The following is a 16,256-nucleotide window of genomic DNA, read 5'->3' on the forward strand; positions in this document are numbered from 1 at the left end:
AATTTTCATAAGGTGCTAGAGAGCAAGCGGTAGTCAGCAGAGCTGCCGCCACAATTAGAATTTTTTTGAACATGAAAAGTCCCCAAATGAAGCTTATTGCTATTAATTTCGGGGAATCTTACCAGAGTGAATTTTAAAGGAAGCCGATAAAAATACAGTTAAGTCACGTAGCCCCAAACACCCAGCGCACAAACAGCGCATTACGCCTGATTGTCGGATGGCGGGCCCGGGAGCAGAAAGTATGGCTGTGAAATAGAAATGATCACAGAATCGCCAGAACGGCATCAGCCAACAGTGCCCCGCCATGTTGTGGAGGCACCGTTTAACTACTATCAATTTGCTTTCCGAATGTTCAACCCGATCGCACCATCCCTGGTGCGATCGGACCGGATTCAAAGCTTGCCGATCACGTTCAGGAAAACACCCTGGCTATCGTAGTCGAGCTGGGTCAGGTCATCAGAGAAGTCAGTGAAGTTGTAGCCGACGCCCACTTTCAGGTGACGCCCCATCTGACGGTAGAGGCCCAGCAGTGCGCCACTGCGCTGGTCCTGTGCATCGGGCAGGTCGAGCAGGCGGCCTTCGATCAGCAGATCCCACTTGTTGACGAAGTGCCAGTCGGCACGCAGTACATACAGGTTGGCGCGACTGTCAAAGAACTCAGGATCCTGGCGATCCTGACTCAGCTGGCCGAGGCGGTAGGCGTACTTGGCGCCCAGTGTCCATTGGCGGCTGATATCGTAACTGGTGTCCACCGAGAAGATATGACTCTTCTGGATGAACTCCGCCGCGGTGTTCTCGACCGTGACCTGCCCCTGAGTGGGAACGTTGTAGAAGTAGGTGTACTTCAACAGCGTATTCCAGCGATCGTTGTCCACAGGCCGGTAGGCATAGCCCATCACCGCCTCGGTGAACTTGCCGTCGTAGAACTGCCCCTGAGAGCTCTGGCTGTCGGAGTAATTGAGCTTACCCACAAGGCGCCAGTCCGGGCTGATCTGGTAGCTGGCGGTATTTTTCAGCAGCCAGGTCTTGCGCTCATTCTCCAGTACCGTGTCCTGGCCTTCCACCGGATTTTCCATGGTGTCGGTACGGTACTCGACTGCCGATGCAAGGCGGATATCACCGTCGCTGAAGCCCATATTCAGGCCAATGGCGCGGCGATCCGTCTGCGCACCGGTGCGCGGGTCTTCCAGGGTGCCGGCCTCAACGGAGGTGCCATAGTTCCAGCGCTCACTCGGCGCCAGATCCATACCCAGGGCGTGGGTCAGGCCAGTGGAGACATCACCATGGCTGTAGCGCTCCTCTCCGTAAATGCTGAGGCTGTCCGAGTAGCGGCTGCGGAAACCGCTGGCCATATTGCCCTTGCGCGCACGGACGCCAGTATCGGTGCGTTCGTTGTCGAGGGTGTAATTCAGGTAGATATTGGTGCGATCGGAAATCAGGTAGTCAGTACCCACTCGCGCCGCAGTCCCGGTATCACCACCGGACAGTTCGCTGTCCAGGGTCAGCCGTTCGCTCACACGATAGGCACCGCCGAAACCAACCCGGTTGTTTTCATCCCGGTTGCCGTCCACTTCCAGGGTGCGTTGCACGAAGCCGAAGGCACGCCAGTCCGCGCCGGAATCGTAGGCCGCCTCGACCGCCATATCGGTGCGATCCCCCTGGGTCTGGGTGACCGGCACCACCGGTGACAGGTCCTCGCGGGTATCCGCCCGTGCACCAGTGGTCACTCGCCAGCGATCATTGACCTGGTAACCCACTGCCAGATCGAGGGCGGAGGTCTGCAGGCCCTGATCCTGTTCCTTACTGTCCGCTTTCAGGCTCACGTTCACACGGCTGCCAATGGGCACACTGACACTGGCGCCAGTCTGGGTCGTATCGCCATTGACCAGTTGCCCGGGCGCGGAGAAGCCTGCCTCGCGCTCCTGGCGATAGAAAGTACCGGAACCCCGGCCACCCTCGAAGAAATCGCTCAGCTGCAGGCTGCCCTCCACCTTGGAAGCATTCGCCTTTGCCTGCGGGTCGATCGGGTCATCGGCGTTGAAACTGAATCCACCATCGAGAGAGGAAAGGCTGTCGAGATTGTTGCCCTCGCTTGTAGCGGATTCCAGCTTCAGCCAGCTGCCCGCACTTTTACGGAAGGTCAGGTCGACCCCGTTCAGTGAGCTTTCATTGCCTTCTTCATCCTGCTGCGTTCCGCTCACACCGAGTTTGACGTAGTCGCCGATCCAGTAGTGCGCCCGGCCGCCGAGCGCCAGGGTGTCCATTTCGTCAAAGCCGGGGGTATATTCGTAGCGCGTCACCAGATACTGTGGGTGGCCGCTGTAAGCACCGTCCTGGATCAGCAGGTTGTCGTTGGCGATGGCGGAGAGCGGCCGGTTCAACAGGATCCGGCCCTGAATGTAGTCCACGTCGTAGTCGATTACCGGGGTGAGGTTCTTCACTCCCAGTACCAGGCCGGAATCCTTGTCCCGTACCTCGATGCGCACGCGCTCGGAGCCCGCGAGGATATCCTGGTGGCGCATAAAGTAGAGGGAACCACCGGTACCACGGAATTCGTCGCGACCGGCAACAGTGCCCGGCTCGGCACTGAAGCCGTCGATGGCAAAGCGCTTCTCGCCGAAGCTGGTCACATCATCGGTTTCATAATGGGCCGTCGCACCGTAGAGCGCGCGGTCGATGTGGGCCAGTTCGTTGTCGGTATAGCTGGCCTTGAAGTTACCCCACAGGCCGTAATCGTCGTACTTGGACAGCTTGACGTAAAACTTACCGGACGTCGGCGCGTCTTCCACCACGGTCGAGTCGTCACCGAACGTCGGATAGTAAAGATCACTGTCCAGGCGGCGGAACAGCGCATCCGGGGTTTTCTCGAGGAAGTTGGAGAAGAGCTCATCTACCGGCCCCTCTTCCGTATCGGCGCTGGCGGAGAGTCGCCAGCCATCACCGAAACCGCCGCTGGTGTAGAAGGCCAGGCGGCCATCGTAGCTCACCGAATTGTCGTAGTGGGTCTCATCCCCGGTCACCAGTGCCGCAGGGCCATTGGTATCGTCGACACCGATGGTGAAATCCGCCATGCCAACAGTAAACCATTCATCGTTGGCAAAGCGCAGGTCGCGCAGGAACAGCTCGCCGTTGCCCTCCGGATCGAGCACGGCCACCTCGACGGTATGCAGGCCACGGGTGAAGATCTGCTCGGCTACGAAATCACCATTCTCGCTGACCGGCACCGGCTGGCCGGCGAGCCAGACGGTGTGGTCTTCGGGAATCTGCGCACCATTGACACGCACGGTGTTGCCGTCGAGGGGAATGTTCTGGCTGGCGAGGCGGTTCTCACCATAGCCGACCAGCAGTTCGCGCTCGGTGACCTCTTCGTTGGCAGGGGAGTCGAGGCGATCTACCAGCCACAGCGCCTGCGGCCGCGTCTCATCGTAGCGACCGTCTTCGTCGTAGACGCGCAGTACGTACTGCAGTTTTTTCAGCGGTGCCTCAAACTCTTCAAACTCGGCATTCCAGCTGCCATCGCCGTTTTCATCCAGTGGTACCACCGCCAGCGGTGTATCGCGCAGGGATTGCTCTTCTTCGAACAGGCGCACTTCAGCCCGCTGGATAAAATTCGGGTAATTGGAGTAGCTGCGGAACTGCACGCGGCTGTCGTCGACAACCGTTCCCGGATCATCCTGATAGCGCACGGTAGTGGGCCAGGCGCTCACGTTCAGGCGCGGCGTCATAGTCTTGTTGTCGAAGCGGAACTGGATGTTTGCCTGCTCCAGCGCCACATCCGTACAGCGCTGCAGGTCAGCGGAGTTCTTGTAGGGATCGTATTCCGGGCTGCCATCCACGGTGATACGCATCAGGTTGAGCGCGTAGGGGTTGTTGGCCAGTGCCTCGCGGTCGATCCGCTCGATCTCGAGCCGGTCCTGCTCCGACAGGATCGCCAGCTCATCGTAGACCACCTGCACTTCCACCCGCGCACCGTCCAGCTCGACAAACCCGGTGGACACCACATCGTCAGACTGTACGAAACCGCGCCCTTCGAACTCCACCTGTTCCCCGGTGAGGTTCAGGGTCTGTTGCACCTGCTCCATCGCCCGGCGTGCGCGGGCGCGCGACAGCCCGACGTCGTCACCGTAAACCATGGCTTCGCGGCGCTCCATGCGCTCGTTGTCGCTGTAGCCGACAAAGCTCAGGCGGACATTGGCCTTGTCTGCCACCTCCGCCATGATGCTGCGCATGCGAGTGAGTTCGGATGGCGGAATCACCGGATCGCCATTCTCAAAACGAATCGGGGCCAGTGGCCCGGTGGGGGACTCGTGGACGACGGTGATGGTTTCCGCTGCCGCCGTTTCAGGGCAGGCCTGCACACCATCTTGCGCGGTTTCCAGCGGATCGTCGTACCAGAACTCCACTTCCACCCGCCGGTTCAGGCTGCGCCCCTTGGCGGTATCGTTGGCGACCATGGGCATGGTGCTGCCCTTGCCGCTGTAGGTCACCATTGTCTCCGGCAGGCCGAGGCTGTCGCGCACAGCCAGCGCCACACGACGCGCCTCGGCAAGCGACAGGGACATGTGGTCGCTATACAGCCCCGCCGGCCCTTCCGGCAGTGGCAAGCTGTCGGTATGGCCGACAAAGTGCACCACCAGGTTGTTCTTGTCTGCCAGCTGTGCGCGCACCTCACGGATACGCCGGATAAACGCCTCCGGCAGGTCCACCTGGCCCGGCTGCCAGCGCAGCGGGGTCACCAGGTTTTTCAGTCGCGCCCGCTGTTCACTGCCTGCGGTGTAGGTCAGGCGGCACACGGTTTCCTGGCGACAGACCTTGACCCGGTTCAGCTGCAGGGCCTGGGCACGGGCCATCTCCGCCCGGGCATCCTGATCCAGCTCGTCATAGGTGATCTGCACCTGGACGCGGCGATTCATGGCGCGGCCCTGGCTGGTGATATTTTCCACCAGCGGCTCCTCGTCACCGCGCCCCTCGAAAGACACGGCCTCTTCCGGCAGATCCAGCGCCAGCTGGAAAAATTCCGCCACATGCCGGGCGCGGGCGCGGGTGAACTCTTGCTTGTCGAGATATTGAGCCAGTTGCTGCGGCGTCATCGCCGCGCTGTCAGTGTGGCCGATGAACTTCAGGCGCAGGTTGTGCTTGCCGGAGAGCTCCGCCAGTTTTTCCCGCAACAGCTCGACCCGGGCTTCCTCAACCCCATCATCCACCGCCTCGAACGGCATCGGATCGATGATGTTGTCCTCCACCACCGGCTCCATTGCCTCGGTGAACAAGCTCGCATCCTGCACCCACTGATTGCGGGGCTGGCCGAGCAGCATGGTTTCGGTGTTGCTGCCAACCGGCTGCTCATCGTAGTCCACCGGTGGTTCTTCCACCTCCGGTGAGAGCCCCGGTATCTGCCGCCACACTTCCCACCAGCCGGCGTCCCCTGCCTGCAGGTTCACCTCCTGGGCGATACTGGCCGAGGTCACCGACAGTGTCAGCAGGCTGATGGCAGCGCAGAGGGCCTTTGGCCGTGCGCGCAGTTTTGCTGTGGCGGCGGGCCGCGCTTTCTGAGGAATCAACATCACTTCCATCCCCCCCGGCTCGGCGGCGCTCCGCGCCGCCAGAACACCTCGGTCTCAATCGTCAGTTCATAGTCGCCGTAATCGCGCGCCCACTCATCGGCTATGCGGGCCTTCATGACCTGCAGGCGACGCTCCACCAGGTCCGGATCTTCGTTCTCGGCCAGATAGGAGAGACGCAGCACCGACGGGGCCTCCTGCAGTTTTTCCAGCAACAGCTCCGTGCGGGAATGCCACTGGGGCCGCATTTCTGTGCGCTCCGGCTCGAACACGCCCTCGGCCATGTCCAGACGTACCACCCGGTGCAGACTGGAGCCGAAGTTGACCTTGATCATCTTGCCTCGTGTGGCACGGACCACCCGCGGGTTTTCGCTGGTAAGGCGATAACCACTGGGCAGGCTGCGGTCATCCAGCTTCAGCACAAAGTTGGAACCGCGATTCTGATCCGGCACCACCGCACAGGTGATGTGGAAGCGACCGTGGGCATCGGTGGTGGCATTCAGGCCGGTGGCGGTAACCACTCGCGCCCCGGGCACCCCGCCCTCGCCGGCATCCTGGTAGCCATTCATGTTTTTATCGTCGTAGACCTTGCCGATCACATCGGTACAGTCGAACGTTGGATCCGGGATGACACGCACGGTGGCAAAGGCCTCACCGGAAACCACCTGGCCCGAAAGTCCATTGAACAGCTGTGCCCGGTTGACATACTCACCCTCGCCGACACCCGAACTGACTACCAGCAACAGCTTGGCAGTGCGGGTCTGCTGGGGATCGATGCGCAGGCCGGACCAGCGCAGTTGCAGTCCCTCTACCTCGGGCTCGATCGCAACACCGTCCACACGGGCAGATCCGGGAACGTATTTGAATCCAGCCGGGAAGAAATCCACCAACTCCAGGTCCGTCAGCGGCACACCGAGGGTATTGCTGAAGGTGATGGTGTACGGCACCAGCTGGCTGCGGGTGACGTTCAGCATCGACGACGTCTTGGTAATCGACAGCGCACCATCCAGCTGCGGGTCCACCGCGATATGGTTGTTGAACAGCTGACTCTCGCCCGGTACCCGGTTGTCATCCAGTCGCAGGCGCAGGTAGTAGTTGGTGGCCGGGCTCTGCGCATCGATATCGATCGGCGGAGCGCCAGGTGCCGGCTGGGCCTCGCAGTGCTCGGTGGTCGCCGGTACAGCGTCGCCGGCACTACCCAGGCAGGCGGCGACATCGAAGCCCGCCGTCTCGGCATTGGTCTGCGGCGGGATGATCGCAGATTCACCGGCGACATAGTTACCTCCGGGAAGCTCTACCTGGATCAGGTAGTCACTGCCCGCCGGACAACCGGCGCCGGAGAAGTTGATGTCAAACTTGTAGAAACCACCGGTCTGGGTGACCTGGCCCTGCTGTCTCGGGTCATCGAAGCAGCTGTCCGGTAGTGCCACTCCACTGGAAGCGCGCAGCATGGTCAGCGTAGCGCCGGCCACCGGACCGCGGACGACGGAGTCGTACACAACACCGTTGGGGGTCAGTGGCAGGTTCAGGTCCTGCAGGTTCGCACCGGAGCCAACATAGATTTCCGTAATCTGCTGTGGACCATTGGTGAAGTCGGAATCCGTATTACCCAGTGACGCAGTATTCACGCCCGCGCCCGGTGCAACGTATCTCAGCTCATAGCTGGCACCGCCGGTCATGTTTGTCAGCAAGCCATCGAACTGGAAGTAACCGTTCTCGTCACTCTGAGCCGTCTCGACCAGGTTGCCGTTGAAGTAGAGTTCAACCGTCCAGTTCTGCAGCAGTTGCTCGTTCGTGTCAGGCTGGGTATTCAAGTTCACATCCCGCCACAGGTAACCGGCCAGGTTGGCAATCCCCGGCGTACCGCCCACATCGATGGAAACACTGGCCTGCGTACTCGAGGGCGGATCATTCCATTCCACCATGGCGGTGTTCACTACCGTGGTGCCGATCGCGAGATCCGCTCCCAGCCGGGCCTGGAATCGCAGCGTGGCCGTATCTTCCGGCTGCAGCTCCCCGAACACTGCTGAATAGTCGGCGGAAATGACCGAGCCATTCACGGTAATGCCGTCAGACTGGCCGTTAAGCCTGGCCGAGTCGGCCACGTAAGTGAGCGCTCCATCACCAGCAACCAGCAGGTCGTCAGTGATGACTACATTGCTTGCCGGCACCGCACTGATATTGGTTACGGTGACCAGGTATTCCAGCGTTGCTCCGGCCTCTGCAGCCCCATTCACCACCGACACTTCCTTGACGATGGCCAGCTGCTGGGCATCGCCGACAACCACCTCGGTGGGCTGCGCGCCGTTGGCCGGGTTGCCATCGGCATCGGTCAGTACCAGCGGCAATTCCGCGCTATCGACGCTGCCCTGGTTGCTGATCACCGTACCGGTCGCCGTGCCGGCATCCACAGTCACGTCGAAGACGATGGTTGCAGTGCGGCCGGAACTGATGACGCCTTCGAGGGCACCTGGCAACGGCGGCGTCAGGTCTTCCGAGGAAATCGGCAGCCCGGTGGCAATGCGCGCGTCACCACCGCCATTGTCACTGACGGCGATGCCATTGAGGGTCGTCGAGCCAGCCACATAAGTGGTGTTGGCCGGGATCAGGTCTGTCAGCGACGCTTCGGTGGCATCCACACCGCCGAGGTTATCAACCACGATGGTGTAGCGCAGGGTATCACCCGGATCGACGATACCCGCACTGAGGTTGTCCACCTGAATTACAACGTCTTTCCTCGCCACCAGTAACGGGACCTCACCGACGATATCGATGGTGGGGTCATTCGCTGCGTCAGTGGCGGGATCATCCGAGGGTGCCTCTTCGAAGGCGCCACTACCGGCACCGTCCCCGCTGAGGAAACCCTGGTTGGAAATCAGCGTGCCCTCGCTGACATCATTCACTGTCACTTCGAAACTAATGACGGCCTGGTTGTCACCGCTCGTGGTGGGGTCGGCGAGCAGGACGCCCGCGTCGGCACCAGGCGAGCTAATGGTCAGCCCGGCTGATAGCGGGCTGCCGCCGTTGACATCAGTAACCGCCGCGCCATTCAGCGTGGTGGAATTGGCAACATAAGTCGTGTTGGCCGGCACCTGGTCGCGCAGCACGGCCGCGACCGCATCCTCACCACCGATATTCCGCACGGTCAGGGTGTAACGCAGGGTATCCCCCGGCAACAACATGGCAGCGTCGCCAGTCAGGTCTTCCGAGGTCTTGTCGATATCGAACAGGGGCCCGGAATCGATCAGCGTCTCGGTGGGGTCTTCGGCACCACCCAGGGCAGGGTCATCGCTGGATCCGAACACGACGCCACCGACACTCAGCTGTGCCTGATTAAGCACCACGGTGCCACTGGTAATTACCGGGACCAGGGTCCCCTCGAACTCGATTGTGAGCGTGTCGCCGGGCTGGCCCGCCGCAGCAATGGCCAGGTCGTTGACTTCGAGCAAGCCGCTGCCTCGGGTACCGCCATTGCCGAGCACACTTTCAGTTGCGCCGCTGGGCAGCGTCACGATCGCTAGCGAATCGGCCTCGAACATCGCCGTGGCGTTCAGGCGATCGAGCTCGTCAATCAGTGTGAAACCATTCAGCGGCACATCGCTGGTGTTCTGGATTTCGATGGTATAGCGCAGGCGATCACCGGGGCTGGCGGTTGCTCCAGACTCTCCGGTGGTCACATTGAACACGGTCTTGCGTGTCTCCAGCGTTGCCGCCTCGACGATAAACTCATGGTTGTCCTCGTGGTCGACAACCCCTGGCGTACCATCGGTGAGCTGACGCTGGTAAGCGAATCGCTCGGTGGAAGCAGAATCCGCGCTGAACCACTCGGTTGCACCGGCGATGTTGATCAGCGTGCTGCCGTGAATATTGTCCTCGTCCAGAGCCACCTGGTAGGTAACGCTGAGGCTCTCACCTGGCGCCAGTTCGTCGTCAGTCTGCAGTGTCATCACAAACTGACAGGTGGGGTCCCCATCGGTGAAGCTCACCGCAAAGTCTGCCGGAGCCAGGGTGACCGTGGAGCTGTCGGCCTTCTGGATGACTGCCGACTGAACCGTCGGGGCCATATCACACATGCCACCCGGAGCGGCGTTGGGCAGCCAGTCCGTAAGGGTCACATTCCAGGCACTGGCCTCACCGGTGTTAGCCACCGTCAGGACGAAGTTGTCCGGGGTGCCGACTTTCAGCGAGGCGGGGCCGGTCTTTTCTACTACCAGTTCAGGATGGACGATGGTGACAGGATTGGCATCAGCCCCGGTGGTTGTATCGTCACCAACCAGTCCGAAACCATTGTCAAAGCCATACCAGGCCCGGTTGACGAACGGCTCGGTGCGATTGCGGTTGTTGTCGGTATTCAGCACCGCGACCGTGACCAGCACTTCCGCCTGACTGCCGGCGGCAATGTCGATGCCATTGCTGCTATCGATCAACACCAGGTTGTCCGCGGTGCCGGTATTGGTCAGGGGACTACCGTTGAAGGTGGCCGAGACAAAGGCCAGGTCGACACCGGTGGCGGCCAGGTTATCGGTGATACGCACATCCTGCAGCGCCACATCTGCCGGCGTTTCCGGCACGGTAATGGTGTACGTCAGTTGTCCGCCAATGGCGACGGTGTCCTGCGAGGTCGCCTTGCTGAGCACTCCGGGCATTGCTGCCGTCAGATCAAACGTGGCGACCTCAGAGGGCCCGTACTCTTCGCGCCAGTCTGCCGGGCTGTTGACGGGTGGCTGGTCGTTGTCGAACGAGTAGTAGCGCGAAACCTGTGCGCTGTTGGTCAGCGTGACACCAGCCGGCAGGTCATTATCGCCCGTCACTTCGTAAACGATGCGCAGTGTCTCGCCCGGCTCGATCACAGCGTTATTCGCAGTGTCGAAGTCCCAGGTCACCGTGCCGGAATTCACGGCATCATCCACCGGGGTTACAGAGACGGTGGAACCGGCATTCACCAGCGTTGCGCTGACGGGGGTGACACCATTCTGGCGCAGGCCTACCGGCAGGGTATCCACCAACACCGTGTCGTAAGCCGGTGCATTGCCGTTGTTGGTGATATCCACCGTATAAGTGGCCGTCTCGCCAGCGGCGATCTCGGCATCACCTCCGACCGCAGTCACACCTGACTTGGACACAGCCAGCAAGGGCTGCAGTGCGGTGACTGTCGCGCTGGCAGTGAGCGGTGCCGCGGCGACACCGCCAACCTCGTAATTCAGGCTGACGGCGTTGGTCAGGGACTGTGAGGTCGGCTGCTGGCTGAGACTATCCCCGTTCTGCACCCGTGCCCGGTAGACGATGGTGAGGAAGTCATTGCTCGTGTCGCCATCCACCGGGTTGGTCACCTGGTCAATGGTCCAGGTCACCGTCCGCAGGTCGGCACTGACATCCGGCACAGGCATGGTTGCCGGCGGCGCACCGAAGTAGTCAGCGCTCACCATCTCCACGAAGGCCAGGCCCTGCGGCAGGCTGTCGGTGAGCACCAGGTTATTGTGGGTACCCTCGACCAGTGCCAGCTGCACTTCGTACTCGACCGTATCGCCCACGCGCAGACTGCCGTTACCGTTCCAGCTGTCACCCACAACTGCTTTGGTCAGGTCGATGTTGTAATCGACACTCAGACCACTGGTTGCACCGCTGCAGTAGCTATTCGGTGCCGTAATATTCGGGCAGCCGGCACCGGTACGCTCGCGATTGCCGCTGGTGAAGTCACCGCTCAGGGAGGTCCAGTCGGCGAGCGCGCTGTTGACGATATCCTCGGAGGTGACGATATCGACATTCACGCGGTAAGTGATCACCAACACACTGCCGGCGGGAATCACCAGCGAGCCATCACCATTATCCCGCCCCCAGGTCAGGGTATTCCCGCTCTCGGAAGGCGCACTGTTGAAGCTCGCTACAGCCGAACCATCGATGGTGGCACTGGCGGAACCATCGATATAACTCAGCTCCGCCGGCAATGTATCGGCGACATTGGTATCAAAAGCGGTGGAGGTGCCGTTGTTGGTAATGGTCAGGGTGTATTCGAGCTCATCACCACTTGCCGCCGGCTGACCAGGATCAGTGAGATTGACAACATCTTTCACCATCGCAAGGTCCGGCTCGACAATGGTGATATCCGCCGGGCTGCTGGTGCCGCCGTCGGCAGCAACACCACCTTCCAGATACGAGTAAGACGCCGTATTGCCGACCGGTGTTCCACTGGCATTGACATTCTGCGTATTGGCTACCCAGGTCGTCAGGGTAATCACCGCCTGCTGGCCGGCGGGGATAGTACCGACATCCCAGCTCAGTTCCTGGCCGTTCTGGCTGGGGGAAATACCCAGCGCCGAACCATTGAGATCAACAGAGGCGTCAACATACTGCAGGGCCGGATCGAGTATGTCAGTAACGGTAACGCCGTTCAGTTCCGCATTGACCGGTGTACCGGGCACGGTGATGGTATAGACCACTTCCTCGCCGATGGTGGCCTCTGATTTGGAAGCAGCTTTTGTGGGCAGAGAAGCCTGGAAATCATTGATCAGCCACACCGAGTCGGTTGCGGTACTCGTGTAATGCTGACCTGCGTTGGCTGGTAACGACCAATAGTCAGTCAGTCCCGCCTCATTGCTCCAGCTAGTATTGGCACTGACATCACTGCGCAGACCGATGCTGTAAGTGACGGTGACACACTGGCCTGGAGCCACCACTGCTTGCGCAGTGTCCAGAAGGGCAATACTCAAGCTGCCGCCATTACCTGCCGGCGGGGTGTAGGCGTAGTCGGTGCCCGCTGACAGAGTGATCGAGTCAATCTGCACCACCGGGTCAGAGAGCGTGGTTTCATCAAACTGCGAGGCCAGCGTATCGCTGATGACCACTCCATAGGCCGGAGCAGCCGGATCAACTGCGTTACAGCTTTGCAGAGTGAAATCCATGACAGTGCCGGCCAGACTCACCTGATAAGGATCTGCCTGTTCACCACTACCACCACTGATATCGGTGCCTGTGCCGCTTTTCAGAAGATCAGACATCAGCGGCTGGTTGACAGTGACATCCACTTGGCCAGCAATAGGATTAGCGGCCCCGACGACGTAACTCAGCTCAGCGGTATTGGTAACCACAGTGGTGTTAGTGTGTGCCAGTGTGTCCGGATCATTGGCAACAACCACGGACACCACTTCAATGACCAGCTCATCGTTGTCAGAAACTGTATCCGGCGTATTGGTAATGTCACCCAGATTCCAGACCAAAGCACCACGGTCACCCGCAGCTGGTTCCGACACTGGTGTAAAGTTTATATTGCTTCCGAACTCGTAATTGGAGCTGACCAGCTCGAGTCCAGTCGGCAAGGTATCTGTCACCGTGACGCCGGCAGTCTGACCTTCGTTCAGGCTCAGGGTCAGTGCATAGGTGACGGTGTCACCAATACGCAACTCACCGTCCACCCCAGTGCTCAGCATGCCGCCATCGTCCCAGGAGTCGGCCTGAACAGATTTGGTGAAACCGGAGTTATCGACAACGTCCAGTGGCGAGCTGCTCAACTCGACAAAGTAATCATTGAGCGCAGCAGTATCTGGCGCACCGCTGCCGGTACGCTCACCGACCATAACGTTATCAAGTGAAGTCCAGTCCGCCAGCACGCTGTTGACCAGCTGGGGAACAGCGCTATCGAGAGTGTCTACCTGCACTCGATACACAAGCGTCAGAGTCTCACCAACCGGTATATCCAGAATGTCGTCGCTATTGATCCGCCCCCAGCTCAGCTGATTCCCGTTTACGCCAGGCTCGACATTAGTTGTACTACCACTCAGGGTGATTTCTGCTGTGTTGGCCACATAGCTCACGCCACTGGGCAACGTATCGACTATGGCAACATCGTAAGCGGGTGAGGTTCCCGTGTTGGGCAGAGTGACGGTGTACTCCAGAATATCGCCGCCCTGCGCTGTCGTCCCGCCGCGAGTGATATTTTCTACAGTTTTGGTGGCCGTGCCTGCCGTAATCGACGGCTCAACCACCCGCATTTCGGCAGCGGTATCTGCGGTGCCGCCACCATCGCTCTGGGCCCCTCCCTGGGTACGGCTGTAGGTGTAGCTGGCAGTATTATTGAAAGTAACACCGTCTTGGTTGGCGAGATCATTTCTGACCTGCACTTTCAGTGTTACGACGGCCTGCTGCCCGGCTGGAATATCCAATCCAGTACCCGCTTCCTGCAGATCCAGGCTGTTGTCTGCACCGTTATCGCTGTCCAGCAACGTATAGGTGGTTCCATTGACGTCGGCCGTAGCGCTGACAAAGCTCAGGTTATCCGGGAGATTGTCGAGGATATGAACATCATAAAGGTCGGCCGATACAGCGGTAGCAGGCACGGTCAGCGTGTAGTCAAACTCCTCGCCAATCGCCACTTCCGTGTCCGCGGGACTGGCTTTATCCAATGCCGGCGGGATGACCACTGTGACCGAAGTCGGATCCTGATCGTTAATATCGGTAGGGTCTGAAACACCATTGGTAAAGGGGTCATCACTGGGATAGCGGCCAGAGCTATCGGCATCGTAGGAAATGCCACTAGCAGTCAAAAATGCCTGGTTATCGATCACCTGGCCGTTGACCAGCCCTGCACTGGCCACATCGACCTCAAACACTATCTCGAGCGTATTACCCTGATTCAGGACCGGAGCAGAGAGGCTCAAAGTATTGCCAGTAAAACCACAAGGGGATACTGGGGAACCAGCGATTTGACAGCTCACCAGACTCGGCGAAGTCAGACCGAACTGAAGGGCATCGGTGATATCAATGTTGGTGATATCTTCTTCGACGTTGAAGAGTCGCAGGGTGTAACGGAGCCTGTCGCCCGGGGCCACGGTAGCTGCGGGAAACTCCGAGGTCGTGAGATTTTCAACAGTCTTTTCAAAGTAATAACCGGTGAGAGCCACCGATACCGTAGCCACATCTTCATGTGACCCAAGGTAGTCAAAAGGAGGACCCGCTGTGATATCCGACAAATTCCTTAAGATTTCGACACTACCTGGTTCCGTATTAGGCGCGTTCCACCACTCGGTTATACCAGCAATGTTATAAAGCTCACCGCTAGCGCCGCCCGAAATATCGAAGCTGGGGTCCAGACGGGTTTCGAATGTAACGATCAAGTGCTCGCCTGGAGCAATTGGGCCGGCAGCTTCGGTTAATCTGACTTCAAAACTGCAACGATCGGCCGGATTACCAGTATTGGGGATCAAGACGGGTGGGTCGTAATCCACACCTTCCGACAGGGTCCGCAACAATCCATACCCGGAATCCCGCACTTCGACATTTACCGTACCGGTTGGGTCAAGCTCGCAGAGCCCCACTCCGGAGTTATCACTGGTATCCTCTGGCAGCTTGTCCTTGACTACAACATTCCAGGCGTCCCAGCCGCCCACGTTCTCCACATCCAGCACATAGGGAATATTTTCCAGACTCACCGCTGTAGCCGTGGTGGTCTTGGTCATGACCAGGTCCGGGGCGGCGATAGTCATGGGCTGAGACTGGCCACGCTCCCCCGGCAGCGGATTAAAGAACTGGTCCGCCACTCCATCGCCATCGGTATCAACGTTGCGGGCGAACTCCCATTCGGCGGTATTCTGGAACACTGTGCCCGGCACATTGCCAGCCACATCGTCCAGCACCACGGTAATCTCGACGATTACTTGCTCACCGGCACTGATATCCGGCAAGGTGAAATCGAGATACTTATCAGTACCGTTATTGATGACCGTGATCGGGGTATTGGAACCCTTCCAGTATGCATTGATGTCCACCAGCGTCATCTCCGCATTGGTGGCTGCAGCACTCAGGTCATCCCACACATGGATACTACCGAGAGGATTGGGGGAACCGAGCTCCGGATTCACTACCGCTTCACAGACCGGCTGGGTCGGATTGATTTCACAATAATCACTGAATACCGGCGCATACATGACCGGAATGGTGAGGGTATAAGTAAAGGGAATGCCTACCGTGGCCGTGGCTGAAGGTGAGGTTTTGTTGATTTTCTCAACCGGGACAAAGAATTCCTGACAGCTCTCGCCGACCCGGGGAAAGTCGGTACCGTTTACTGCCCAGATGGCCACGCCGTCCATGTTGCCGCAGGACATCTGGCCGGTGGAGTACACATTATCGAAGATAACGAGACTGCCTTCAGGCAGCCCCGGATAACTGATATTCCAGGTGAAAGGATTGGACGGCGTAAAGTTCCGGATCGTACAGGGGACATCGATGGCCATCTGGCCAAAGCTCGGCAGATCACTGGGGAGATTCTCACCATCGATCAGGTGCGCACCATCGGCACGCTCAGGATCCAGCGGCCATTTCGAGCAGGCATCGTAGTCAGCAGCCCATGCGGCTTGCCCCAGTACCAGTAACAACATGGCTGCAACCAGACGAAGGCATTTCACGCCCAGCGTCGAGCCAGAGCTGCGGATAAGGCTTGCGTGCCCTTCCTGTACAGATTTCAGTCCAATTACTTCCGACATCATCGTCACTTATCAGCCGCCATTCCGGTTTGGGATTCCTGCCTGCAAGTGGGCATGGATACTGAGTGCGGGCAGACACTGCCGCTGGCGGCACTTTAACGGGATGGCGGGAAATGGGCCGTGAAGCAGGTCATAAATACTCTGCTCAGGAGGGATTTTTTTGAGGGCTGCCAAGCAGTTCTCGGGGAAACTTGAGGAAGTTTCTTAAGAAAGGTCGCCCAGG

Annotated in this window: 2 protein-coding genes; both read right to left on the minus strand. The window is 59.4% G+C overall.

What is annotated here, in order from left to right; translation table 11 throughout:
• Positions 1 to 392: 392 nt before the first annotated feature.
• Positions 393 to 5,564, minus strand: coding sequence for an OmpA family protein (locus LVD12_RS06165; protein WP_237066847.1), 5,172 nt, complete (start codon positions 5,562 to 5,564; stop codon positions 393 to 395).
• Positions 5,564 to 16,033, minus strand: coding sequence for an isopeptide-forming domain-containing fimbrial protein (locus LVD12_RS06170; protein ID WP_237066513.1), 10,470 nt, complete (start codon positions 16,031 to 16,033; stop codon positions 5,564 to 5,566). Before LVD12_RS06170 ends, LVD12_RS06165 begins: the two co-directional genes overlap by 1 nt.
• Positions 16,034 to 16,256 lie beyond the last annotated feature (223 nt).

The organism is Microbulbifer guangxiensis, from assembly GCF_021729075.1.
Taxonomy (GTDB): Bacteria; Pseudomonadota; Gammaproteobacteria; order Pseudomonadales; family Cellvibrionaceae; genus Microbulbifer; species Microbulbifer guangxiensis.

Coding starts and splice junctions, on each gene's coding strand:
- LVD12_RS06165 (WP_237066847.1), bottom strand. CDS start 5,564: ATGTTGATTCCTCAGAAAGCGCGGCCCGCCGCCACAGCAAAACTGCGC.
- LVD12_RS06170 (WP_237066513.1), bottom strand. CDS start 16,033: ATGTCGGAAGTAATTGGACTGAAATCTGTACAGGAAGGGCACGCAAGC.